Genomic DNA, 23494 nt, shown 5'->3' on the forward strand with positions numbered 1-23494 from the left:
GGCGCGTAGTCCAGGAAAGGTGCTGAAATGCAAAAGGCGGATACGGTTTTTCTTGGTGGCAATATCCTGACACTAAATCCTTCACAGCCCCATGCGGAGGCGATTGCCGTTGCCAAAGGGCATGTGCTGGCATGTGGCAGCGACCAAGACATCGATGCCTTTGTGGGGCCGCAGACGCGGAAGGTCTCGTTCGGGGGGCGGTTTGTTATGCCCGGCTTGATCGAGTCCCATACCCATGCGCTTTGGGGGGCGTGCCGCGATTTGTTCGAGGTCTATGTTGGCTATACCGCCACATCGCAAACCTTGGCGCAGGCGATCCGCAATCGCGCGGAGTCCACCGCAAAAGGCCTCTGGATCAGCGGCGGTCCGTGGCGTTATGAAATGCGCGACGAACTGGGCATGTCACCACGGGACTGGCTCGATACACTGGCACCGGCCCATCCTGTGGCCCTGTTTGACACCAGCCAGCACGCGGTATGGTGTAATAGCCAAGCGCTCTCCCTATGTGGTTTTGATGAAGATAGCCCACCCATAGCAGGTGGTGTGATAGAGCGGGATGCAACCGGCAGACTGAGCGGAATGCTGGCCGAAGCGGCCCTTGCGCCGGTTCGTGGCAAAATCAAAGAAACACCGGAGCAACTGCGCGAAGCCTGCGATTATGCGCTGCGGTATCTTAACAGTCTGGGGTACACAGGTTTCAAGGAACCTATGGCAGATGAGAGGACACTTGCCGCCTATGCACAAGCCTGCGACGCGGGGCGCTGGAGTCTGCACGCCGCTGCCCATATCACAGCTTATTCGCCCCTTTCCGACGGAAATGTACCGTTGGATGAAATAAACCGGTTGCGAAACACCTACACTCGGGATGATCTGCGACTGGATTACGCGAAGCTGTTTCTGGACGGGGTGGCGCCAGCTCATACTGCGTCTTTTCTCGATCCCTACCAGCCTGCGGTGGGCTATGATCCGGACTCTCACGATCCTGATGCGACTTTGCTGATGTCCCCATCGGATCTTAATGACAAGGTGACAGAACTGGACCGGCACGGCTATGTGGTCAAGATGCACGCGGTCGGGGATAACGCAATCCGCAAGGGGCTGGACGCGATAGAGGCAGCGCGACGGACCAACGGTTTTTCCGGCTTGCGCCATGAAATTGCCCATTCCGCCTTTGTCAGCGACGCGGATTTACCCCGTTTCGCCGTGCTCGACGCTGTTGCCGAAGTGTCTCCGAAGCTTTGGATGCCAAACGCCGCGACCCCGTCACAAAAGGCAGTTTTGAACGCAGAGCAGATGAACCGCCTGCACCGTATACGCGATTTGCTGGACGCGGGTGCAGAGGTTATCTTCGCCACGGACTGGCCCGCGAGCGCACCGGACGCCGACCCGTGGAGTGGTCTGGCAGGCATGTTGAACCGGCAAGATCCCACAAAAAAGTTTTCCGGCACCATGAACGGGGCGCAGTCTGTCCCGCTGGATTGCGCGCTGGACCTGTTCACAAAAAACGCCGCCCGCGCAATCGGTCTTGGAGGTCAGACGTCGATCCTTCGGGAGGGGGCATTTGCAGACTTTATCGTGCTAAACGGTGATATCCAAACGCTGACACCGGCGGAAATCGGCGCGATTGAGGTGCAAGAGACCGTCTGGAAGGGCAATACAGTTTTCGCGCGTTAGGGGGTTACTCTGTGATCAAACGCGAAGTGTCTGCGAACGAAGGACACGCCCACATCTACATCAACGGAAAAAATAACGCGGGTTTACGGGAACTGGCATCACTTGCTATCTCCACTGTCTTTCTCCGCGAAAACGCGCTGACCTTCACGCTGATTGCATACGATCACAGCACTTGGGTCACACCAACAGGCGATTTGATCGCATTTACCACTCCGGTGATCCGGCCCGAAGCGCGCGGTTAGGGCGCTGGTCCAATAGATCTGCCACCTGTTGCTATGCTATTTCTGATTAAAAATGCGCCGTTCTGGCATTACTCTGTGCTTTTTTAGGGGCGCAGCCGGGGGTGTCCGTGTGGAGAATTGTGTTTTTCAGAAATTATTTCGCAAATCCACAAAAACACACTAATACATAAATATGCTCAAATCACATCGTGATTCGGGTCTGAAGAAACGCTGCATGTTCCGTGCCATTCCTTGGCTGTGGCAATGGTTTTTGGGGGACGATGCTGCGAAACTTGCAAACAGGGAATTATACAAAATGTACAAAAACACCATCAAACTTACCGCTTCCGCCGTAGCGCTTTGTGCGGCATCTTCTGCTTTCGCTGACTCTTTGACAGTCTACACCGCGCTTGAGGAAGAAGAGGTGGCGATCTATCTCGATGCAGCGAAGGCGGCGATGCCTGATCTGGAAATCGACGTGCTGCGCCTGTCCACCGGCAAGCTGGGCGCGCGTCTGCTGGCCGAAGCGGGCAATCCGCAGGCGGATGTTATCTGGGGCTGGGCTGTGACAGCCATGATGGACCCGCAGGTTCTGGAATTGATGGCACCCGTGAAAATCGCCGGAACCGAGGCGCTGGCCCCGCAGTTCCGCGATACCGAGGATCGCTGGTTCGCGCAAATCGGTTATATGGGCGCATTCTGTGTGAACACCGCACGGCTGGAAGACAAAGGCTTGACCATGCCCACCAGCTGGGCCGATCTGGAAGCGCCTGAATTCAAGGGCGAGGTTCTGATGCCCGATCCAAATGAATCCGGCACGGGTTATTTGCATGTGAATGCGGTTCTGCAAGGCATGGGTGTGGAAAAAGGTTGGGCGCAGCTGGAAGCGGTCGATCCGAACATGGCGCAATATACGTCTTCGGGGTCAAAGCCGTGTAAATCTGCCCGTACCGGCGAATATACCGTTGGCATCTCGCTGGCTTTCACCGCGATGCAATCCATCGAAGAGGGCTATCCTTTGGCCATGGTGTTCCCGTCCGAAGGTGTAGGCTATGAACTGGAAGCCTCCGGTATTCTGTCCAGCAGTGACCAGCAGGAAGAAGCGAAGAAGTTTCTGGACTGGACCATGTCCCCTGACGCGATTGAACTGTTCAGCCAGTACAAAGCGCTGGTGACTGTAGCGGGTGCAAAACCGTCTGAAACGGCCGTCAAAGCGGGATTGCCGAGTGATATTTCAACCGTGCTCGCCCCAGTAGATTTCGTAGAGTCTGCCGGTCGCCAGAACGAGATCAAAGCAGAGTGGCGCGAAAAGTTCGGTCGTTAAGCTGCCTCTTTTGGGCTGCGGGGGCGCAGTGCCCCCGCAGCCAGTCTGCCCGATTTACCATAATTCAATACCCGTTCAGCGCCCCCGTTGAACGCCCTTATTCAAGGCACGCGGTCATGTATCTTACCGTCAGTAACGTAACCAAGCGGTTTGGCACTTTCACCGCTTTGGACGATGTTTCCATCTCAATCGAACAGGGCGAATTTGTATGCCTTCTGGGGCCGAGCGGCTGTGGCAAGACCACGTTGTTGCGGCTGATCGCGGGTCTGACGGACATCGATTCAGGCACCGTGTCACTGGAGAACGGGGTTCTGAGTGACTTGCCCGCGCGCAAGCGGGGCTTTGGCATTGTGTTCCAATCCTATTCCCTGTTCCCAAGCATGACGGTCGCGGAAAACATTGGTTACGGTCTGAAAATTCGCAATGCTCCGCAGGAACAGATCACGGCACGGGTGGCGGAGTTGCTTGAGATTGTAAAGCTGCCCCATTTGGCGGATAAGTTTCCTGGACAGTTGTCTGGCGGTCAGCAACAACGCATTGCGCTGGCCCGTGCGATTGCAGTTGATCCGCGCGTTTTGCTGCTGGACGAACCGCTGTCCGCGCTTGATGCCAAGGTGCGTGGCAGTTTGCGTGATGAGATAAAACAGCTCCAGCGTTCGCTTGAAATCCCGACCCTGATGGTGACGCACGATCAGGAAGAGGCGCTGGCACTGGCGGATAAAATCATCTGTATGAACCACGGAGTTGTGGTGCAGGCGGGGACGCCCGAAGACCTGTATCACCGCCCCGCAACGCGATTTGTGGCGGATTTCATGGGGGTCAGCAATCTGGTTCCTACCGCAGTGATCCGCCAAGAGATGCCCGCCCTTCTGGCAGAGCGACCCGATGGGCCGGATGAACAGTTTGATGCGTGTATTCGCCCTGAAAAAATACAGCTTGCCGCCGATCCGAGTGGGATGGCGACCGTGCGTTCGGTCGGTTTCCTGGGCAACCTGACCCGGTACAATCTGGACAGTGCTTTGGGCGATCTGGTGGTCGAAACCCACGGTTCGCTTGGTATAACCGAGGGGCAGAAGGTTGCGTTGCAAATTGCGCCGACCGATTGCACTTGGGTCGTGAACGACGGCACCGAGGTGTCTGAATGAGCGTTGCAGAAACCCGTGCAACCGCACCGAAACAGCGGTGGTGGATGGACAGTGACAAACTGCTTGCTGCGGCCTGTATCCTGATCCCGCTGATCGGTTTGACGTTGTTCTTCCTGTACCCGATGGTCATCGTTTTCTTACGCTCGCTCACCACGCCGGATGGAACTTACGGACTTGGCAATTATGCCGAGGTTCTGTCCTCCAAGGGGTTCTGGCGCGCGACGCAGCATTCGATGACCATGGGCGTTGCCACCACTGTGGTCAGCGTGTTTCTGGGGTTCATCATCGCCCACGGCCTGCACCGCTGTGCGTTTCGTGGCAAATGGCTGATCCGCGGGGTGATCGTCCTGCCACTGCTCGCGCCGTCTTTGGTGCAGGCGTTGGGATTGATCTTTCTGCTGGGGCGCAACGGTTTGATTTCCCGCGCGATTGGGATTGAACTGGATATTTACGGATTTTGGGGGCTGCTCATTGCCAACACGCTTTATGCGCTGCCCCAAGCGGTGATGATCATCGGTGCGTCACTGGTGCTGCTGGATGCCCGCACCTATGAAGCGGCCGAGGTGATGGGAGCCAAGCCCATGCGCCAGTTCCGCGATCTGACCCTGCCTGCGATTTTCTTCGCCCTGTTGAACAGCGCTTTTGTGGTCTTCATCATCACGATTACCGATTTTGGCAATGCGGCTGTGATCGGCGGGGATTATTCGGTTCTGGCCACTGAAATCTATACCCAAGTGATCGGCTTGCGTAACTTCAACATGGGGGCGGTTGTGGGTATTATGCTGCTGCTGCCAACCGTGGTGTCTTATTATATCGAACGCCAGTCAATGAAGCGCCAGCAGGGGCGGCACGCGACCAATGTGCAAAAGTTCATCCCCAGCTTTTATCTCAACCGCGACATTCCGATGGCAGCGGCTTGTTTCGTAGTGGTGGCAATGATCCTGTCGGTGATTGGCGTGGTGATCTATGCCAGTTTCGTCAAGCTTTGGCCTTATAACCATGACCTGACCTTCAAGCATTTCAACATCACTCTGGCAGGGGGATATGCCTCTCTCTGGATCACAATCGCCATTTCGTTGGGGGCGGCGGCTGGTGGTACGGTGTTGATTTTCATCATGGCCTTGGGTTTGCGCAAACTGTCTGGCGGGATTGCGCAGGCGGTTCAGGTTCTGGCGGCGATGCCTGCGGCGGTTCCGGGTATTGTTCTGGGGCTTGCCTATATCCTGACGTTCAATTCCACGGCGACACCTTTGTATCTGTTGTACGGCACGGCAACGCTGATCGCTGTAATCAACTTCTATCACTACCACACGCAGGCGTTCCTGACAGTGATGACTGGATTTCGCCAATTCCCGTCAGCCTTGGAAGAGGCCGCAGGCACCCTTGGCGCGGGTTATGGGCGCACGGCGGTAACCGTGGTGGCCCCTTTTGTAGCACCAATGCTGATTGCGGTATTTTTCTTCCTGTTCATGCGGTCGATGGTGACGCTGTCCGCTGTCGTGTTCTTGACCACGGCCAAGCTGGATGTGGCAGCGGTGACGATCATGCGGCTGGATGATGCGGGGCTGACATCACAGGCAGCTGCTTTTTCGACATGTGTGATGGCGGTGGTCTGTGTGGCCTTGGGTGTGATGAAGCTGGGGCTGAAACTGTTGTCGCGGTCTCCCAAACTGAACAAGGCGGGTTGAGCATGTGGGCACAGGACCGCCATCAACGTATTTTGAATGTGCTGCAAAGTAATCGGCAGGTCAGCGCCAATGATTTAGCTGATCTACTGAATGTGTCCCGCGAAACCGTGCGCCGTGATCTGCTGGAGCTGGAGCGCGATGGTTTGGTGGATCGGGTCCACGGCGGTGCGGTTCTGCCGCGTCAGGAAAACGAGGCGCCTTTCGAAACCCGCAAAGGGGCCCATCACCGCGCAAAACAGGATATTGCCCGCAAGGCGGTTTCGCTTATTCCTGCGGGGTCTTCGATCATGGTGGATGCAGGCACGACGACCACTGTGTTTGGGGAAGTACTGGCGAAACTGTCGGGAATAATGGTGGTGACCAATTCCATCGACATCGCCCAGACCATCCGCGCGGCGGGATCTGACATTGATCTGATCCTGCTTGGCGGACAGATTGTTTCCGATGTACCGGCCACTTACGGCGAGATGACCTTGTCGGAAATCGCGCGGTTCAATGTGGATCAGACCTTTATCGCGCCTGTTGCTGCGGATGCGCACGAAGGGGCTTTTTCGTTTGAGTTTAAAGAGGCCGAGGTGGCTCGCGCGATGGTGGCACAGGCCCGTGAAGCGGTGCTGTTGTGTGATCGCAGCAAGCTTGGTGAAACCAGCCGCGTGCGGTTCTGCGAGGCCTCGCGGATTGACACGCTGGTTACGGACAGTAAGGCACGACCCGATCAGATCGATCCGTTTAAAACTGCCGGAACAACCGTAGTTATCTAGGCCAGAACAGGAGATTACCCCATGAGCGACCCTACCTCCACTTCGGCAGGCGATATCAGTCTTCGCCAAATACTCGCAGATGGCGTGGATTTTGCGCAGGCTGCTGGCAAAACGGCCCGTACCTATTTCCGCCAGCACAATGCGGTAGAATTCAAAGAGGACGAAAGCCCGGTTACGGTAATTGACCAAAGGATCGAGCAAGAACTGAAAACGGCTATTTCCGCGAAATATCCGTTGGACGGTATTTTTGGCGAGGAAAGCGGCGTTGATGGTGGACTCGACGGTAATCTTTGGGTGATTGATCCGATCGACGGAACCCGCTCTTTCATTTCGGGAAACCCGCTGTTCGGGATGCTTTTGTCCTATGTGCAAAATGGCGCGCCTGTGGCGGGGTTGATTTCCATGCCGATGCTGGACGAGATTTATTGCGGGGCGGTGGGGCAGGACGCAACCTGCAACGGTGCGCCGATTTCGGTTTCCAACCAGCGCAGCATTGATGATTGCACGCTTTACATAAACGAAGGCGAAAAGCTGATCGCAGAGCACCCCGAACGGCTATCGCGCTTGCTTATGGCCGGTAAGACAAGGCGGTTCGGGTATGATTGCTACCCCCATGCGCTGCTGGCGGCGGGGCATATAGATGCGGTGGTGGACTATGACCTGAAACCCTATGACTATCTCGCGCTAAGCGCGGTGATCACAGCTGCGGGCGGAATTATGACCGATTGGCAGGGAAAGCCGCTCGATCTGAACTCCGGTGGCGCAGTTGTGGCAGCCGCAACGCCTGAACTACACCATTCGCTTCTGGCGCTGTTAAAAGAATAAAACCGAGCGGGGTAGGGGTGCGAAAAATTACTCCGAGGAAGTTTGTTTGAGGCTGTTGGGGTATCTTAAATACCATCAAGGGGTTTCAGCTATGGCCCGATCAACTCGCTCAGCGCGTTGCGAACCGCTATGAAATCATTTCCTACGGCGGGTTTTTGCGAGTAGTTCGCATTTGCAGTTGACAGTTGCGAGTGATTTGCATTTACAGGAGATGTATTTAGGTTACAGGAGAACCCCATGCTTCCCCGCTTTTTAAAAAAGACGTGGTTTGCGGCTGTTGTCGCTGTTTCAGCTTCCGGTGCGTATGCTGATGAAAAAATGAAGGTGGTGACGACCTTCACCGTTCTCGCCGATATGGCCGCAAATGTAGCGGGAGAGGCGGCTGAGGTTGTTTCGATTACCAAACCCGGCGCAGAAATTCACGGGTATGAACCAACACCCCAAGACATCGTGCGCGCCTATGATGCGGATTTGATTTTGTGGAACGGGATGAATCTTGAACTTTGGTTCGAACAGTTCCTCTCTAATATGAAAAACGTTCCTGCTGCCACGCTTACAAGGGGAATAGAGCCGATTTCCATTTCGTCCGGCAGCTATGAGGGTAAGCCAAACCCCCATGCGTGGATGGGTTTGGACAGTGCGCTCATCTACATCGATAACATCCTAGAGGCATTCGTCGACCATGATCCCGATAATGCCGAGTTATATGCCGCCAATGCGCTAGCCTATAAAGAGAAGCTTCGCGCAACCATAGAGCCGCTGCGCTCTGCTATTGCTGCTATTCCAGAGGATCGTCGCTGGCTGGTGACGTGCGAAGGGGCTTTCAGCTATCTGGCCCGAGATTTCGGACTGGAAGAAATGTATCTCTGGCCGATGAACGCAGATCAGGTGGGCACGCCCCAACAGGTGCGCAAGGTGATTGATGGCGTGCGCGACAATAACATTCCGGTGGTGTTTTGCGAAAGCACTGTGAACACGGCTCCGGCGAAACAGGTCGCCCGTGAAACCGGTGCCGCATATGGCGGCGTGCTATATGTCGACAGCCTGAGCGAACCGGACGGTCCGGTTCCGACGTATCTTGATCTGCTCAGCGTGACGGCGCGGACCGTAGCGGAAGGGCTAACGGCGGCCACGAATTGATCCTATATACTAACAGACCAAACCTGCGGCATCCCAACCGCAGGTTATTTGGAATAATCGAAGACGGCACGACCCGCCAAAGGAATTGATATGCGCGACGACGTAATTCCCACTGAACCGGACGACAGGACAACCCCTGCCGGCATTTGCGCGCAGGACGTGACCGTGACCTACCGGAACGGACACACAGCGCTGTGGAATGCTAGTTTTGAGGTGCCCCGCGGCACCGTGACGGCGCTTGTGGGGGTGAATGGTGCAGGAAAATCAACGCTGTTCAAGGCTATCATGGGGTTCGTTCCCGCAGCTAGGGGCAGCATCAAGATTCTTGGGCTGGACGTAAGCGAGGCCCTTGCGAAAAACCTTGTCGCCTATGTGCCGCAATCCGAAGAAGTGGATTGGGCCTTTCCGGTTTTGGTGGAAGATGTGGTCATGATGGGCCGCTATGGCCATATGGGCTTCCTGCGGCGCCCCAAGAAAGCGGACCACGCTGCGGTTGATCAGGCCTTGGCCCGTGTCAACATGCAGGACTTTAGAAAGCGTCAGATCGGAGAGCTGTCCGGTGGTCAACGAAAGCGCGTGTTTCTCGCCCGCTCGCTGGCACAAGACGGTCAGGTGATCCTCTTGGACGAGCCTTTCACCGGAGTGGATGTGAAGACGGAAGAGCAAATCATCCAACTTCTGCGCGAATTGCGTGATGAGGGGCGGGTCATGCTGGTTTCGACCCATAACCTCGGGTCTGTGCCGGAATTTTGTGACCGGACCGTGCTGGTCAAAGGAACGGTTCTGGCCCACGGGCGCACCGAAACAACCTTCACCCGCGAAAACCTTGAAGTGGCCTTTGGCGGTGTCCTGCGCCACTTCACCCTAGGGGGCGAGGCACTGCATGACGACGACGATATTCGCTCTGTCACCATCTTTACCGATGATGAACGTCCGCTGGTGCAATATGACGACAAAACCCAGCGCACGAAGCGGGGCAAATAATGGAGTATCTGTTAGAGCCCTTTTCCTACGGCTATATGACCAACGCTATGTGGGTGTCAGCGCTGGTGGGCGGGGTCTGTGCGTTTTTGTCGGCCTATCTGATGCTGAAAGGGTGGTCCCTGATCGGGGATGCGCTGTCCCATTCAGTGGTGCCGGGGGTGGCGGGGGCCTATATCCTTGGCCTGCCATTTGCGCTGGGTGCCTTCATCGCAGGCGGGCTTGCAGCGGGGGCAATGTTGTTCCTGTCTGAAAGATCGGGCTTAAAGGTTGATGTGATTATCGGCTTGATTTTCACGTCATTTTTCGGGCTGGGCCTGTTTGTTGTGTCGGTCAATCCGATGTCCGTTTCGATCCAGACCATTACTATGGGGAATATTCTGGCGATCACACCAGAGGACACACTGCAACTGGCGATCATCGGGTTCGTGTCGCTTGCCGTTTTGGTGGCCAAGTGGAAAGACCTAATGGTGACGTTTTTTGATGAAAGCCACGCGCGCACCATCGGGTTGCGCCCCGGTCTGTTAAAAGCAGTGTTCTTCATCCTGTTGTCAGCCTGCGTTGTGGCCGCGATGCAAACTGTCGGTGCGTTTCTGGTGATCGCTTTGGTGGTCACACCCGGAGCAACCGCATATCTGTTGTGCGACCGGTTCCCGCGACTGATACTGGTTTCGGTCGCAATTGGTTCAATCACCAGTTTTCTGGGCGCCTACATCAGTTATTTCCTCGACGGGGCAACCGGCGGAATAATCGTGACATTGCAAACCCTGATCTTTCTTGTGGTGTTTGTCTTTGCGCCAAAACACGGGCTTCTGGCCGCAAAGCGCAAAGCCAGACTGGCGCTGGAGCGTGGCCCTGAGGCCCTGACGGCGGAGTTCAAAGGATGACGGTTGAAACGCTTCTGCTGCCCTTTCAGTTTCCGTTCATGCAAAACGCCTTTCTGATTTCTATGATCGTATCGGTGCCGACTGCGCTGCTGTCGTGCTTTTTGGTTATGAAGGGTTGGGCATTGATGGGGGATGCGGTCAGTCATGCTGTCCTGCCGGGAATTGTGCTGGCTTATATCCTTGGCATTCCGCTGATCATCGGGGCGTTTGCCGCCGGTATGACCTGCGCCCTTGCGACCGGATATTTATCCACCAACAGTCGGGTCAAACAGGACACACTGATGGGAGTGGTTTTCTCGGGCATGTTCGGGCTTGGCATCGTGCTCTATGTCTCGGTTGAGACCAACGCCCACCTTGATCATATTTTGTTTGGCAACATGCTGGGTGTGGAAACACACGAGCTGTGGACTGCGGGGATCATCGCGCTTGGGGTTGGGTTGATCCTGACGCTGAAGTGGAAGGATTGGCTGTTGCACAGCTTTGATCCGGCACAAGCGCGCGCTTCGGGGCTTTGGGTGAACTGGCTTCACTATGGTATGCTCGCCGCCCTTTCACTGACCATTGTGGCAACGCTTTCAGCGGCTGGATTGATCCTTGCGATTGGCCTACTAATTGCGCCGGGTGCGATTGCGTTCCTGATCGTTCGCAAGTTCTCGACGATGCTTTGGGTATCTGTGATCGTCTGTATGGCGTCGATGCTGCTTGGAACGTATGCCAGCTTCTTCCTCGACAGCGCACCTGCGCCGACGGTTATCCTGATCATGACCATTTTGTTTATCATCGCGTTTGTGCGACGCCAGCTTTTAACACGGCGCATGTCCTTGCAACGTGTAGAGGACGGGCAGGGCGTTTAACGCAGACGATACCCCTTCAGGCCATCAACCCTCTGACGATGGTGTTTGCCATTGTGTCTACAATCCGTGCCTGATCCGCGCGATTTTGTTCGGGTCTAAGGCGGTACCAATCCACAAGGGAGTTCAACGCGCCCAAGATCGCGCGCCCTGAAATCGCAACATCCGGCACGCATAAGGTTCCGTCTTCCTGTCCCTGTTGTAACACGGCACGGTACAGATCTTCGTAATCGTTACGCCTTGCGATTAAGGCCCGCAGCACTTCGTGATCCTCTTTTGATGCCTGCCCGTGCAAATAGACGTTCACGCCCTGCCGGATACTGCGCTGGAAGGGTAGGGTGTCCATCATCACCCAGCCGTGCGCCTTGGCCATTTCCAGCAGTTTCATGTCGGCTGGCATGGGCTGGTCGACGATGGGCAGTACTGCATCGAAACAGAATTGCATCGCTTGACGGTAGACCGCAAAGAAGATTTCGTCCTTGGAGCGGAAGTGGTGGTAAACCCGCCCTTTCGTCGCGCCAAGCTCTGCGGCCATATGGTCCATCGTGGCCTTTTCCAGCCCGTATTTCATGAAGCAGACCGCGGCGGCCTCGATAATCTGCCGGCGGCTTTCAAGCTGACGCTTGGTTAATTTGGTGCTTTGTTCGTCCATAGGGTTTCCGACGTAAGTGTCTAAGCAACGGCATTGGCAAGTTTATAGGCACCAGAGACGGTCCCTTTACACGACCTTGCAAGTCTGACGTTACGGAAGTCAAGCAACGGGCGATTGAAGTGGCTTGACACTCACGGGCGCAAATTGGTGTATGAACATACTGACGGGAATGTTTTTGCGGGAGGTCCCTAGGGAGGGATTCGTCAAAGGCGCTAGGGGGCTTTTTGATCCGTTTGATCGGATGGATACCCTTTTGCCTCGCAAACATTTTTAACGAATTATCGCTCGGGAGGAGCAAATATGACGCGCACTATGAATTTGAAAACACTGACTGGCGCCGCACTTGGGGCGGTTCTAACAGTTGCGACACCACTGGCAGCGCAGGAGCGACTGAATTTTGCCTACGGGTATCCAAATACTTCCGCAATCGGGGTTGCTGTTGACGAATACGCCGAGGCTGTAGCCGAAAAAACCGGTGGGAACGTAAAGCTTAAAGGCTTTCCGATGTCCCTTCTGAGCCTGCCGGAAACAAGCCCCGGTGTGCGGGACGGTCTGGCCGATGCCGGCTTCGTTCTGACGCCATATTACGCCGCTGAATACAGCACGAACTTGTTCCTGCACGAAATGAACTTGCTGATCAATCTGGCAGATAATCCCAACGGGAAAGAGCCTTTGGCTTTCACCGGCGCGATGCTGGAGTACACCTTTAACGACTGCCCTGAATGTATGGCAGAATTTGAAGCGCAAAATCAGGTCTATACCGCTGGCGGTGTGACCCCGCTGTATAACCTTCTGTGTAAAGACGTAAAAGTCACGTCCGTTGAGGACCTTAAAGGCAAGCGCCTGAGAGCAGGCGGTGCGGGTTTTGTCCGGTTTGCCGAGGAATTCGGTGCGCAGGGTGTTCGACTGCCGGTGAACGAAGTCTATGAAGCACTGGATCAGGGCATCCTCGATTGCGCCATGCTGAGCGCACCGGAGCTGACCAATTATAACCTGCATGAAGTTGTCACCGACATCACGCTTGGAGTGCCAGGGGGTGCTTTTGCCGGTGTTGCTTCGGCCAATATCAATGCGGACCGCTGGAAAGCCATGAGCACCGAAGACCGCAAGGCGCTGCTTTGGGGCGGTAGCCACATTACGGCTGGTGTGACTTGGGGTTTTTACAGCGATGACGCGAATGCGATCAAACATGCTGAAGAAAATGGCATCAATATTTACCAGCCAGAGCCGGAGCTGACTGCGGCTGTGAAGGAATTCGTTAACAAGGATCTGGCCACAGTGTCCGCCCTGTTCAAAGATTCCTACGGTGTTGCGCGCGCAGAAGAGATTGCCGCAGACTTCCCACCACTGCTGGAAAAATGGTATGGTCTGGTTGCGGACGTTGAAACCAAAGAACAGTTGCAACAGCTGTACTGGGATCAGGTGATTTCCAAAATCGACGCCGAGACTTACGGTCAGTAAATCTCACACGGGGCACCGTTCAGCGGTGCCCCGTTTCCCTGCTTTCCGTAAATTAAGGGTCCCGCCATGAAACCCATCGGCAAAATTATATCTTGGGCCAACCTTTCGGCCTCCAGCATTGCTGGTATTCTCGTCATTTTTATGGTGGTTCACGTATCGGCAGATGTCACCATGCGCTATGTTTTCGAACAACCGATGGATTCGACAATCCTTTATGTGTCTGCCTTTTATATGGTGGCAGTCGCCTTCCTGCCCCTTGGGACGGTTGAAGAACATAACGGCCATATCGCTGTGGAACTTCTTGTTGAAAACTTCCCCGACAAACTGCAATCCATCCTGCTGTTTATCGCCACCCTAATCACCGCGTTTGTGACCGCTGCAGTAGCTGTGCGGACCGGGCAAGAGGCTTGGGCTAAGTATCTTACAGGGGCCTATTCGATAGAGTCCGGCGGCAAGGTTATTACTTGGCCGACGTATCTTTCGTTGCCGCTCGGCTTTGGCCTGATGTCGCTTGTGTCCGCGTGGAAAGCCATTGCGATGATCACCGGAAAGGAAAGCGGACTAAGCGGATTTGTTGTTGAAGACCCCTATCTGACGGAAGAAAACGAGAATGTCTGACTTTGAAATTGCCGGACTTTTTATCGGCGCGTTGTTCTTCCTGATTATGATGCGTATCCCGATCGGGGTTTCCCTGATCGCGGTCTCCTTTTGTGGGCTGTGGTCGATGTTCAACTGGAACATCGCTTGGGGATCGCTTGGCATTGTGCCTTATAACTTCGCCAACAGTTGGGTGCTCAGCTCGATCCCTGCTTTCCTGTTGATGGGCTTCATCTGCTATCATACACGCCTGACCCAAGGTTTGTTCAACGCGGCGCAAATCTGGCTTTCAGGATTGCCGGGCGGGCTGGCCATTGCGTCTGTCTTTGGGTGCGCGGGCTTTGCCGCCGTTACCGGTTCATCCGTCGCTTGTTCTGCCGCAATGGGCAAAATTGCCGTCCCTGAAATGATGCGCAACCGCTATAGCGCGGAACTTGCGACCGGAACGGTGGCTGCTGCGGGCACCATCGGGGCGTTGATCCCGCCGTCCATTCTGATGATCCTTTATGGTATTATCTCTCGCCAGTCTGTCAGCCAATTGTTTCTGGGTGGCCTTGCGGTGGGCACGATCACTTTGATCGCCTATGTGCTGTTGATCGTGATCCGCGTTAAACTGAACCCGAGCCTTGCGCCAGCGGTTCACGGCAACAAAGCCACGCGGGCAGAAAAGATCAGAGCATTGGGTCAGACTTGGCCGGTGTTGTTGATCGTGATCGGTGTCTTCGCGGGCCTGTTCGGGGGGGCGTTCACCCCGACCGAAGCGGGTGCCATTGGTGCGATTTTGTCGATGATGGTTGCAGCACTGTACCGGACGCTGACCTTCAAAGCGCTGCGCATGGCGCTGGTTGAAACGATCACCACAACGGCTGCTTTGCTTATCATTGCAGTCGGGGCGAGCCTGCTGACACGTTTCCTTGCGCTGTCAGGTATTGGCGATGCGCTGTCATCTTCGGTCCTGTCATTCGGGGTTTCCCCCGTGTTCATCATGTTCGGGATCGTTATCGTCTACCTGATCCTTGGCATGATGCTGGAACCAGTGGGTGCGATGCTGCTGACACTGCCCATCATGTTGCCGATCGTTGACGAGACCGGTTTCAGCCTGCTGTGGTTCGGTGTTGTTCTGGTTAAACTGCTAGAGATCGGCATGATCACTCCGCCGATGGGAATGAACGTGTTTGTCATCAAAGGTGTTGTGGGGAAGGTTGCTTCTCTTACGACAATCTTCCGCGGCGTGTTCTGGTTTGTGGTTGTGGATCTGTTGATTGTGGCCCTGCTGATCGCTGTGCCGGACATCGTATTGTTTCTGCCAAAATGGGCGGGTTAGGGCTTCGCTGATCCTTCGCCAATCGAATTTCAAACCCGCCCTGAAAAGGGGCGGGTTTTTTGCTTCGGACTAAGTGCGCCGGTTTCAGTGCGGACGGATTGACCTTCACAGCGGAATGGCGCAAACGTAAACAAGATGGTTTCGAGACACCGAATATGTGTCTTGGATGAAAAGGGAATACGGTGAGGAAGAGCTGAACAGCGCCAAATCCGTAACTGCCCCCGCAACTGTAAGCGGTGAGTGCCCCGAGTTATACCACTGAGCCGATCGCGGCTTGGGAAGGTTCGGGAAAACGCTGATCCGCAAGTCAGGAGACCTGCCATCAACGGTGCTTTTGCGCCGACATTGCAATTCTAACCAGACGGGGCGTCTGCTTGGGAGATCATGATGAAATCTCGGGTTTTCCCGCTTTCAAATTCATGTCTGTCCAATGCGCTCTGCAAAATCGCGGAGGGCGATATGGACGTTAAATGTATCCGTGCAGTATGAAGGCCGCCGAACTTGAGGTCATTGGCGCAAGTTGGGCGCCGCACAAATCGACACAACCGATCCTGCATCCAACCAGCTTTCGTGTCTGCGCCGGACGGGTGTTGGGCGTCGTTGGTCCGAACGGTGCCGGCAAATCTACACTGCTGCGGCTGCTCTACCGGTTTCACAAACCCCATAGTGGACAGGTGATGGTGGACGGGCAGGACATCTGGTCCATGAACGCGCGGGCCGCTGCAAAACGGATCGCGGCGGTGTTGCAAGAACAAGCCTCGGCCTTTGGCCTGACAGTGCGCGAAATCATAGAATTGGGCAGAACCCCGCACAGATCGGGCTTTGCGACGGGGCGGGTTGGTGACGCGCAAGTCGTTGAGCGGGTCCTAAGTTCATTGAACCTTCAGGCTCTGGCGGATCGTGATTTTCGTACTCTGTCCGGCGGTGAGAGACAGCGCGTCATGGTGGCACGGGCGTTGGCGCAGGAACCCCAAGTTCTGATCCTTGACGAGCCAACCAACCATCTTGACGTGCGCCACCAGCTAGAGGTCGTCTCGTTGATCCGCAGTTTGGGTCTGACCATTGTGGTTTCTTTGCACGATCTGAATATGGCGAATGGCTTGTGCGACGATGTTTTGGTGCTCAGGGACGGGCATCCCCAAGGATTTGGCCCGCCTCAGGCGCTTCTGACAGATCGGCTCGTTTCGGACACATTCCGCGTCGATGCACGGCGCGAACAGCTGGTCCCAAGCGGCACGCCCCATTTTTCTTTTACCCTTCCACATTGAAGCGGAGCTGATCCATGAAATTCGTTTTTACAACAACCCTCGCCCTGTTCTGTGCCGGCATTGCATCGGCGCAAACCACGGTTCAAAGCTGTGATCGTCAGGTGACTTTCGCCGTACCGCCCAAGGCGGCTATTTCCAACGATGTGAACCTGACCGAGATGATGTTGGTGCTGGGCCTCGCGGATTCTATGGTCGGGTATACCGGCATATCAGGCTGGAAAACGCTGGATGAAGATATGACAGCGGGAATTGAGGCATTGCCGGAATTATCAGCGAAATACCCGTCCAAAGAGGTGCTGATCGGGGCGGACGCCGATTTTTTCTTTGCTGGCTGGAACTACGGAATGAAGGTCGGCGGAGAGGTAACGCCAGAAACCTTGGCCCCTTTTGGTATCGATGTTTATGAACTTACCGAAAGCTGTATTCATATCGGCGATAAAGACGCCGCCTCGATGGAGGATATGTACACCGATTTACGTAATCTCGGAGCGATCTTTGGCGTTTCGGAGCGGGCGGAAAAATTGATTGCAGGCTATCAGGCGGAACTGGAAACCTTCCTTGCAGATCAGGACGCACTGGACGTGCCACCGCGGGTATTTGTTTATGACAGCGGCGAAGATGTACCGTTCACTGCGGGCCGCTATGCCATGCCAAATGCGCTGATAGAGGCGGCGGGAGGCATCAACATCATGGACGATTTTGAAAAGAGCTGGGCCACGGTTGGTTGGGAAGCGGTAGTGGAACGCAATCCCGAAGTGATCGTGATTGTAAATTATGGAGAGGTTACGGCGGATCAGAAGCGGGCATTTCTGACGGGCAACCCTGCCTTTGCCGAGATTGATGCAGTGCGGAACGATCGCTTTGTTGTGCTGGAGTATGTCGAAGCAACCCCAGGACCGCGCAACATTGAGGCCGTCAAAACCCTCGCCGCTGCTTTGCGGGACGAGTAACGCGCTATGGGTGCTCCTTACCAACCGATGACGCCGCGCGCTAGAACCTCTGTGGGGTTCTGGATTACGGGGCTCTTGGGTTTCGCGATCCTTCTTGGGTCTTTGGCGATTGCTGTCAGCGTAGGGGCTATCGCTGTTCCGTTTGAAGCCGTCTGGGGCATTCTGATCAACAAAATCGCGCCGGACACTATTTCTGTGGATTGGTCCAAGGGACGGGAAGCTATCGTCTGGGACATTCGTCTGCCCCGCGCAATTCTAGCATGTTTGGTCGGTGCTGGGCTGGCGATGGTGGGGGCGAGCCTTCAGGCGGTCACGCGCAATCCTCTGGCCGACCCCCATCTTCTGGGGATTTCGGCCGGAGGGGCCTGCGGCGCAATTCTTGCACTGTTGCACACGGGGTTGTTTGTCGGGCTTTTGACTGTGCCACTTCTGGCATTTCTGGGATCACTCGGGGCAACGCTGTTGGTGCTTGCCGTTTCGCAGTTTGCATCGGCTACCAGCGCGGACCGGTTGGTTCTGGCAGGCGTTGCTGTGTCCTTTGTGGTGATGTCAGCGGCGAATGTCCTGATCTTTCTGGGGGACCCCCGTGCGACACATACGGTCGTGTTCTGGATGTTGGGGGGGCTTGGTCTGGCCCGTTGGGACCAGCTGTTGTATCCGGCTGTGGTTCTGCTCTTTGCGGGGACATACCTGCAACTGAAATCCGCTACGCTGAACGCGATGACTGTGGGTGACGAGACAGCAACTACACTTGGCATACCGGTTGCACGTTTCCGGCTTAGCGTCTTTGTGATCGGTGCAATGATCACCGGCGTGATGGTCGCTTTTTCCGGTATCATCGGATTTGTTGGCCTGATGATCCCCCATATCGTGCGCCTTCTGGTGGGCGGGGATTACAGCCGTCTGCTTCCGCTTTCGGCCCTTTGCGGCGCGGTTTTTCTGGTTTGGGCGGATGTCATCGCGCGAACCGTTATGGCACCCGATGACATGCCAATCGGCATCGTGACCGGCCTGATCGGTGGCGTGTTTTTCGTGTGGTTATTGCGGCAGCGGATAAGGTGAACCGATGCTTTATAATCACCGACTAACCTGAAGCAGATGCGCCGGTTTTGGTTTAGTGGTTCATCCCGCTGCCGCCGACAACCGTCACAGTGTAAGGCACTCATCCAATGCCGGCGCCAATGAACACGATTTCTTGCCGTCGATCGCCCCAAGGTCCGATCCAGTGCTGGCTGAACTCTGCCACCCAATCGGGCCGTGTCGCGAGCCAGAAGTGGCCTTTCGCACGAATTACCCCCGGCATCGGACCGTTCAAAACTGCGTGGATCGCTTCTGGTACAAAGGGTTGGCGCGCGCGGTAGACGAAAGAGGCAACACCGTATTCTTCAGTTTCCCGAGTATGGTCAGCAAAACCGTAAAGCTCCTTGGCCCACATTGGATGGTCATGGGCTTTCTCAAAATGGAACAGTCCGGTGTCGCGGAATTCGAAAGTGGCAGCCACGGGCAGCGGCTCCGATATGCCGGTAGACTCGATCAACAAGGTGTCGAACCGCTCCAGCCGTGGATCGCGCGCGGCCAGCCCATGCGATTGCCGCTTTGGGCGCGGATCTAAACTGCAACGGTGTCTGTACGATGATGGCTCTCCAGTCACACGCGTCCCGTAGCGAAATAGCGGAACACTTCGCGGTAACGGATGCGGACGTCTTCGAGGGACTGGTAGTAGCGGAATAGCTCTTTTAGGGGGGCGGAAAATTCTTTATGTGCCGCCAGCACCGCCACTAGCGCGCCAAGCGTTATGCGGCCTTCGATGACGAAGTAACCGCCAAGGGCATAAAAGAAGAACGGGGTCAGGGCGGTTAGGAAATTGTTCAAGACTTTGATGAAGAATTTCATTCGGTGAATATCCTGACGAACAGATTCAATCCGGCGCAGGCTCTTGATTACGGGTTTGGTCGTGCAATTCCGGTTGGTCGCGCTTTCTGTTTGCTGACCAAGTTCAGAACCTAGGATGCGCACCTCATGGATGCGACGCCGAGCCAGTTTATTCAGCTTTCGTTGCAACTTTGGCAGCAGGATAAGTTGCACAGGAAGGATCGCGATTGCCGCCAGACCGAGCATCGGTTCTTGCACAAACATAAACAACATAATCGTCAGCAATGTGCCCCCCTGAAACACAGGAAGGGTTAGAATATCAGCGGCAAACCCGCCAATCGGTTCAACCTCTTGCACCATGATCGGAATAATATCGGTGCCTTTCGTGTTTGTTTTGGGACTGCGCCAACGGCGGTAAATCAGCAGGCGCAGGCGGCGGAGGAAACGCTCGGCCACGCGGCCCTTAAAGACATTCAACCAGTATTTATGCATACCGTTCAAAAGGATCGCGATAAGGTAAAGACCGCAGAGCATTCCGAGCAACTGGATTTGTGTCAGTTCATACTCCATTACTTTCGTGGGAAATTGGTCTGCGTCGAGCGCGATGTTAATGATCTGTTTTGGCAGCTCCAGTGTGCTGTAGAGGATCGGCATAGCCAGCAGGCTCGTCAGAAGCAGAATAATCTGCTGCCCTTTAGAGGCGCGAAAAACGAAGCGAAACAGGTTCCGGTCCATGCCCGGAATTGGTTCAGACGGCGAAGTGGGGTGAATAATTTTACGGGCGCGGGATCTCCTTTGGATGCGTTTGATCATCCAATAACAAAGCACACACAACAACAGCAGCGGGGCGTAGAACAACACCACATGCAAGACCGGATGCAACCAGTCTGGCGCACCGTCGTTGTATTGGTGACCCAACGTGTGGGAAAGCCGGTGGATTAGCAGATGGTACAGCTCAAGCATCGGCTTTGCAGTCCACTAAAGGATCAGGGAGGGCCCTAAGGCTGGTTGCTCCGATCCCGGGAGGACGAGGATGCTCTACTGAAATATTCATAAAAATCATGAGGTTATCCCAAAATGCACGGCAAGGAGTGCTGCGGATCAGGACATTGCGTCGAGACACACAGCGGCAGGCACCCAGCGGGTGTGGTCTTGTCGAACTACAGGTTGGGAGGCCTTAAAAAGCCGGAAACATCCGTTGAGGCCAGTTGGAACACTGGCAAGGAAAGATGGTTATCTGCAAAGGCCCCGTCGCGGGTCAGGGCGGCGTCCATCACAATCGTTGAGATACACATCATTGAGCAACAAATCGCCCCTGAACCGTGAGAGCTTGCTGTGTCATCAAGGTCTGTTTCGCAAGCTTTTGCGCCGTGCCTATCATCCTCGGTGCGGTCGAACACAGTGTAACATGATGACCCTTGGCTTTCGAACAGACTGTCTGATGTGTCCATAATCTGGTGTTCGGACAAAAATGCCAAGTGATTCATACTCGCATAGGCAGTCAGTGGCGAAAACAACAACACTGCAAGTAACAGGGCGATGGTTCCGGCCAAACCTTTATTTTTGTCATTAGCGCGCAGTCGATTCATAGGTTCCACTAGACCGGATTCAATTTAGCGGTCAAGTCACGGAAGTGTGAGAGCCGTGATCCCATGAAGCCCGTTTGAGCGTGATTTAAAGGATGGTGCTGGTTCGGTGTCCCTTAAACATACTTGTTGCAACCAAGTAGAAATGTCACTGGTTGTGCAAAGCAGGAATGTCACCAAGAGCGATGACGGTAGCAAGGCTTAGCAGCCCGGAGACCTCAAATATTGCAGGGTTGATAAGCCTTGCGGGTGATGGCTTACAATCGATTTTGCAGGAATGGTGGCGCGGATGTAGATTGCGCCTATGACTGAAGAATCGATTTACCAATTCGTTAAAGACAAGCTCATTACCCACGGTGTTGATAAGACGCCTGACGGTCTGCTGACCTTAACAGACCAAAAGCTATTTTCTTTGTTCGTTGATCTTGAGCGCGCGGCGCGCGAAAGCAGCTTTGACGCCGTTCAATCTGCTTCGTTCAAGATCGAAGAATACCTGTCTTCATTGGAAAAACGCCAGCTGATGGCGTTCGTTTATATGTACCTGAAGTTCTCTGATTTTACACCGAAGCGGACGCTGTTGGACGAACCCCTTGAAGATGGCGGGGTCAGGAAATGCACAGAGTATCGAAGACAGGTATCTGATGAAGAGGCGCTTATTGGTCTTTGGGCAAGGGTGAAATATGACCAAGAAGGCGAGAGGCTGCTCCGCGTCATTTACTCAGCATCATAAGGCCAACGTTCATCAGCTCTCCGCCGCACGCTCCGCGCGTCTGCGCTCGTAGTAAGCTTCCATCTTTGAAGGTCGTCCAGGGGGCCGTCGCCCAGTCTTCTTATAGCCGTTCCTTGCGCTCTCGGGTTTGACCTTTGGTGGTGGTGCGGCCTGCTCCTGCTCTTCCTTGATATAGGCCAAGACCGCGCTCAGGTGTTTGTTCTCGATGATTGCAGCGTGCGTGACCCGTTGCTGGTGCGGATCGAAGATACTGCAGGGTAGGGGAACGCCCTTTGCGCGGACTTGGATGCGCCCATCTGGGAACTCGTAGGTATCGACGTACTTGCCGACCAAACCGCGCGTTAGATCGTTAACCTCCAATCGGATGCGCTTGCGGTTGTATTTAAGCGTCAAATCCTTGGTGACTTAACGTTTGTCGCGCAGGCAAAACACCTCTGCAAGCCTGTCTGGTTCGATGTTCAAGGCGCGATGCAGGTTGTCTGGCTTTGCCGGAGCCTTTGCAAACTTGCCGTTGTAGCGCTCAGTGAAGCCAGCAAGAAATGCATTGCCGTCTTCCATGTTCGAAATGCCAGCAAGGCGTAGTTCCTTCACCAGCCGATCCTGCAATGTGCGATTGGCACGTTCCACACGGCCCTTGGCTTGGCTGGAATTGGCGCAAATAATCTCAACGTTCAGCTCTGCCAGTGCAAGCCCGAACTGCGTCATGCCTGTCATATGTTGATTGGGCCTCGCGACCCGAAACACCGAGTGTTTGTCGCTGTAGAAGGCTATGGGGCGGCCGTGCCTCAGCAGATATCGCTCCAAGGCATCGAAATAGCTGAACGTGCTTTCCGACTTCACAAACCGCAGTTCCATTAGCGTGCTGGTCGCGTCGTCGATGAAAACGAGCAGAGTGCAGGGATCGCCGCGATCCTCGAACCAACGATGATCTGATCCGTCGATCTGGATCAACTCGCCAAAGCACTCTCGGCGTAGTCTGGGCTGGTGAAATGTGCGCCGCTGTTTGCGCGATAACCAGATGCCATCTTCCTGCATCCACTTGCGTAACGTCTCGCGCGATACCTTGAACCCGTGATGTTCCGCCAGCATCTCAACCGCCAATGTCGGGCCGAAATCCGGATACAGCTCTTTGACCAAAGCCATCGCATAGTCACGCTTGGCTTTGTGAATTTGGTTGTTCGGGGTTTTGCCACGCGCTTTGTGCCGGATCGCAGCAGCGCCGTCTGTCCGGTACGTCTTCAACAAGCGGAACATCTGCCGCTTGGTGACGTCCAACATGTTCGCGCCATTCTGGACGCTCAACCATCCGTCATCAATCTGCGCCAATACTTCGATACGGTTCAAATCCCGTTCGCTCATCATCACCCATCCCATGCCCGTTCTCCCTCGCAGTCTTTTGCGGGGAGAGTGACATTCCTGAATTGCTCATGGGTGACATTTTAGCTTTGTCGCTGTGAGTTCCATTCCGATTGCATCGGTTTGCGTGGGCAGGATACTTCATCTTCGCTCCAATTTCATCAGCTCATCTCTGAAGGCCTCAGCTGGCGTTCGATAGCC

Annotated in this window: 21 protein-coding genes, 2 pseudogenes and 1 riboswitch; of the genes and pseudogenes, 18 read left to right on the forward strand and 5 right to left on the reverse strand. The window is 55.0% G+C overall.

All coding sequences use genetic code 11. The annotated features are described in order from the left end of the window. Positions 1-27 precede the first annotated feature (27 nt). From IEX10_RS15500 to IEX10_RS15550, 11 genes are all read left to right on the forward strand, one after another. A complete protein-coding gene (locus IEX10_RS15500) occupies positions 28-1674 on the forward strand; it encodes an amidohydrolase (RefSeq protein WP_188677302.1) in 1647 nt (548 codons plus the stop codon). Between the two features lie 11 nt (positions 1675-1685). Next, on the forward strand, positions 1686-1916 hold the full coding sequence (locus IEX10_RS15505; protein ID WP_188677305.1) for a hypothetical protein: 231 nt from the start codon (positions 1686-1688) through the stop codon (positions 1914-1916). Positions 1917-2211: 295 nt separating this feature from the next. Next, positions 2212-3219 (forward strand): ABC transporter substrate-binding protein, encoded by a 1008-nt coding sequence (locus IEX10_RS15510; protein WP_188677307.1) that lies wholly within the window; start codon positions 2212-2214, stop codon positions 3217-3219. A gap of 116 nt (positions 3220-3335) precedes the next feature. Further along, positions 3336-4364: an ABC transporter ATP-binding protein gene (locus IEX10_RS15515; RefSeq protein WP_188677309.1), complete on the forward strand. Its 1029-nt coding sequence runs from the start codon at positions 3336-3338 to the stop codon at positions 4362-4364. Continuing rightward, positions 4361-6052: an ABC transporter permease subunit gene (locus tag IEX10_RS15520; protein WP_188677312.1), complete on the forward strand. Its 1692-nt coding sequence runs from the start codon at positions 4361-4363 to the stop codon at positions 6050-6052. Before IEX10_RS15515 ends, IEX10_RS15520 begins: the two co-directional genes overlap by 4 nt. A gap of 2 nt (positions 6053-6054) precedes the next feature. Then, positions 6055-6813: a DeoR/GlpR family DNA-binding transcription regulator gene (locus IEX10_RS15525; protein ID WP_188677313.1), complete on the forward strand. Its 759-nt coding sequence runs from the start codon at positions 6055-6057 to the stop codon at positions 6811-6813. 21 nt (positions 6814-6834) lie between these two features. Further along, positions 6835-7638, forward strand: a complete 804-nt coding sequence (locus IEX10_RS15530) for an inositol monophosphatase family protein (RefSeq protein WP_188677315.1) — start codon at positions 6835-6837, stop codon at positions 7636-7638. A gap of 237 nt (positions 7639-7875) precedes the next feature. Next, the gene (locus IEX10_RS15535) at positions 7876-8778 is read left to right on the forward strand and encodes a metal ABC transporter substrate-binding protein (RefSeq protein WP_188677317.1); all 903 of its coding nucleotides are present in this window, start codon (positions 7876-7878) and stop codon (positions 8776-8778) included. A 90-nt stretch (positions 8779-8868) separates the two neighbouring features. Further along, a complete protein-coding gene (locus IEX10_RS15540) occupies positions 8869-9762 on the forward strand; it encodes a manganese/iron ABC transporter ATP-binding protein (protein ID WP_229678582.1) in 894 nt (297 codons plus the stop codon). Beyond that, on the forward strand, positions 9762-10646 hold the full coding sequence (locus tag IEX10_RS15545; RefSeq protein WP_188677320.1) for a metal ABC transporter permease: 885 nt from the start codon (positions 9762-9764) through the stop codon (positions 10644-10646). Before IEX10_RS15540 ends, IEX10_RS15545 begins: the two co-directional genes overlap by 1 nt. After that, entirely contained in the window at positions 10643-11500 is an 858-nt protein-coding gene (locus IEX10_RS15550) for a metal ABC transporter permease (RefSeq protein ID WP_188677321.1), read from the forward strand. Before IEX10_RS15545 ends, IEX10_RS15550 begins: the two co-directional genes overlap by 4 nt. 16 nt (positions 11501-11516) lie before the next feature. Here the strand turns inward: IEX10_RS15550 and IEX10_RS15555 are convergent, their stop codons facing one another. After that, on the reverse strand, positions 11517-12149 hold the full coding sequence (locus tag IEX10_RS15555; protein ID WP_188677324.1) for a TetR/AcrR family transcriptional regulator: 633 nt from the start codon (positions 12147-12149) through the stop codon (positions 11517-11519). Positions 12150-12449: 300 nt separating this feature from the next. Here IEX10_RS15555 and IEX10_RS15560 point away from each other — a divergent pair, with 300 nt between their 5' ends. From IEX10_RS15560 to IEX10_RS15585, 6 genes are all read left to right on the forward strand, one after another. Beyond that, positions 12450-13610 carry a C4-dicarboxylate TRAP transporter substrate-binding protein gene (locus tag IEX10_RS15560; RefSeq protein ID WP_229678583.1) on the forward strand — a complete coding sequence of 387 codons (1161 nt, stop codon included), beginning with the start codon at positions 12450-12452 and terminating at the stop codon, positions 13608-13610. Between the two features lie 66 nt (positions 13611-13676). Next, complete coding sequence (locus IEX10_RS15565) at positions 13677-14228, forward strand: TRAP transporter small permease (protein ID WP_188677327.1); 552 nt, start codon at positions 13677-13679, stop codon at positions 14226-14228. Continuing rightward, positions 14221-15531 carry a TRAP transporter large permease gene (locus tag IEX10_RS15570; protein ID WP_188677330.1) on the forward strand — a complete coding sequence of 437 codons (1311 nt, stop codon included), beginning with the start codon at positions 14221-14223 and terminating at the stop codon, positions 15529-15531. The genes IEX10_RS15565 and IEX10_RS15570 overlap by 8 nt, the downstream gene beginning before the upstream one ends. Before the next feature lie 119 nt (positions 15532-15650). Beyond that, positions 15651-15869: riboswitch (cobalamin riboswitch) on the forward strand. Positions 15870-16016: 147 nt separating this feature from the next. After that, the gene (locus tag IEX10_RS15575) at positions 16017-16799 is read left to right on the forward strand and encodes an ABC transporter ATP-binding protein (protein ID WP_188677410.1); all 783 of its coding nucleotides are present in this window, start codon (positions 16017-16019) and stop codon (positions 16797-16799) included. 14 nt (positions 16800-16813) lie between these two features. Then, complete coding sequence (locus IEX10_RS15580; RefSeq protein ID WP_188677334.1) at positions 16814-17749, forward strand: ABC transporter substrate-binding protein; 936 nt, start codon at positions 16814-16816, stop codon at positions 17747-17749. Positions 17750-17776: 27 nt separating this feature from the next. Further along, entirely contained in the window at positions 17777-18811 is a 1035-nt protein-coding gene (locus IEX10_RS15585; RefSeq protein ID WP_188677413.1) for a FecCD family ABC transporter permease, read from the forward strand. A gap of 106 nt (positions 18812-18917) precedes the next feature. On the opposite strand, the pseudogene IEX10_RS15590 reads toward IEX10_RS15585, so the two are convergent. From IEX10_RS15590 to IEX10_RS15600, 3 genes and pseudogenes are all read right to left on the reverse strand, one after another. Next, positions 18918-19226, reverse strand: a pseudogene (locus IEX10_RS15590) (GTP-binding protein); the annotation flags it as partial. Positions 19227-19396: 170 nt separating this feature from the next. Next, complete coding sequence (locus IEX10_RS15595) at positions 19397-20584, reverse strand: ABC transporter ATP-binding protein (RefSeq protein WP_188677337.1); 1188 nt, start codon at positions 20582-20584, stop codon at positions 19397-19399. 197 nt (positions 20585-20781) lie between these two features. Next, positions 20782-21210, reverse strand: coding sequence for a hypothetical protein (locus IEX10_RS15600; RefSeq protein ID WP_188677340.1), 429 nt, complete (start codon positions 21208-21210; stop codon positions 20782-20784). A gap of 301 nt (positions 21211-21511) precedes the next feature. On the opposite strand from IEX10_RS15600, the gene IEX10_RS15605 reads away from it, so the two are divergent. Continuing rightward, positions 21512-21937 carry a hypothetical protein gene (locus IEX10_RS15605; protein WP_188677342.1) on the forward strand — a complete coding sequence of 142 codons (426 nt, stop codon included), beginning with the start codon at positions 21512-21514 and terminating at the stop codon, positions 21935-21937. 12 nt (positions 21938-21949) lie between these two features. On the opposite strand, the pseudogene IEX10_RS15610 reads toward IEX10_RS15605, so the two are convergent. Further along, a pseudogene (locus IEX10_RS15610) lies at positions 21950-23311 on the reverse strand (ISNCY family transposase). Positions 23312-23494 lie beyond the last annotated feature (183 nt).

The organism is Neptunicoccus cionae (assembly GCF_014643735.1).
Taxonomy (GTDB): domain Bacteria; phylum Pseudomonadota; class Alphaproteobacteria; order Rhodobacterales; family Rhodobacteraceae; genus Amylibacter; species Amylibacter cionae.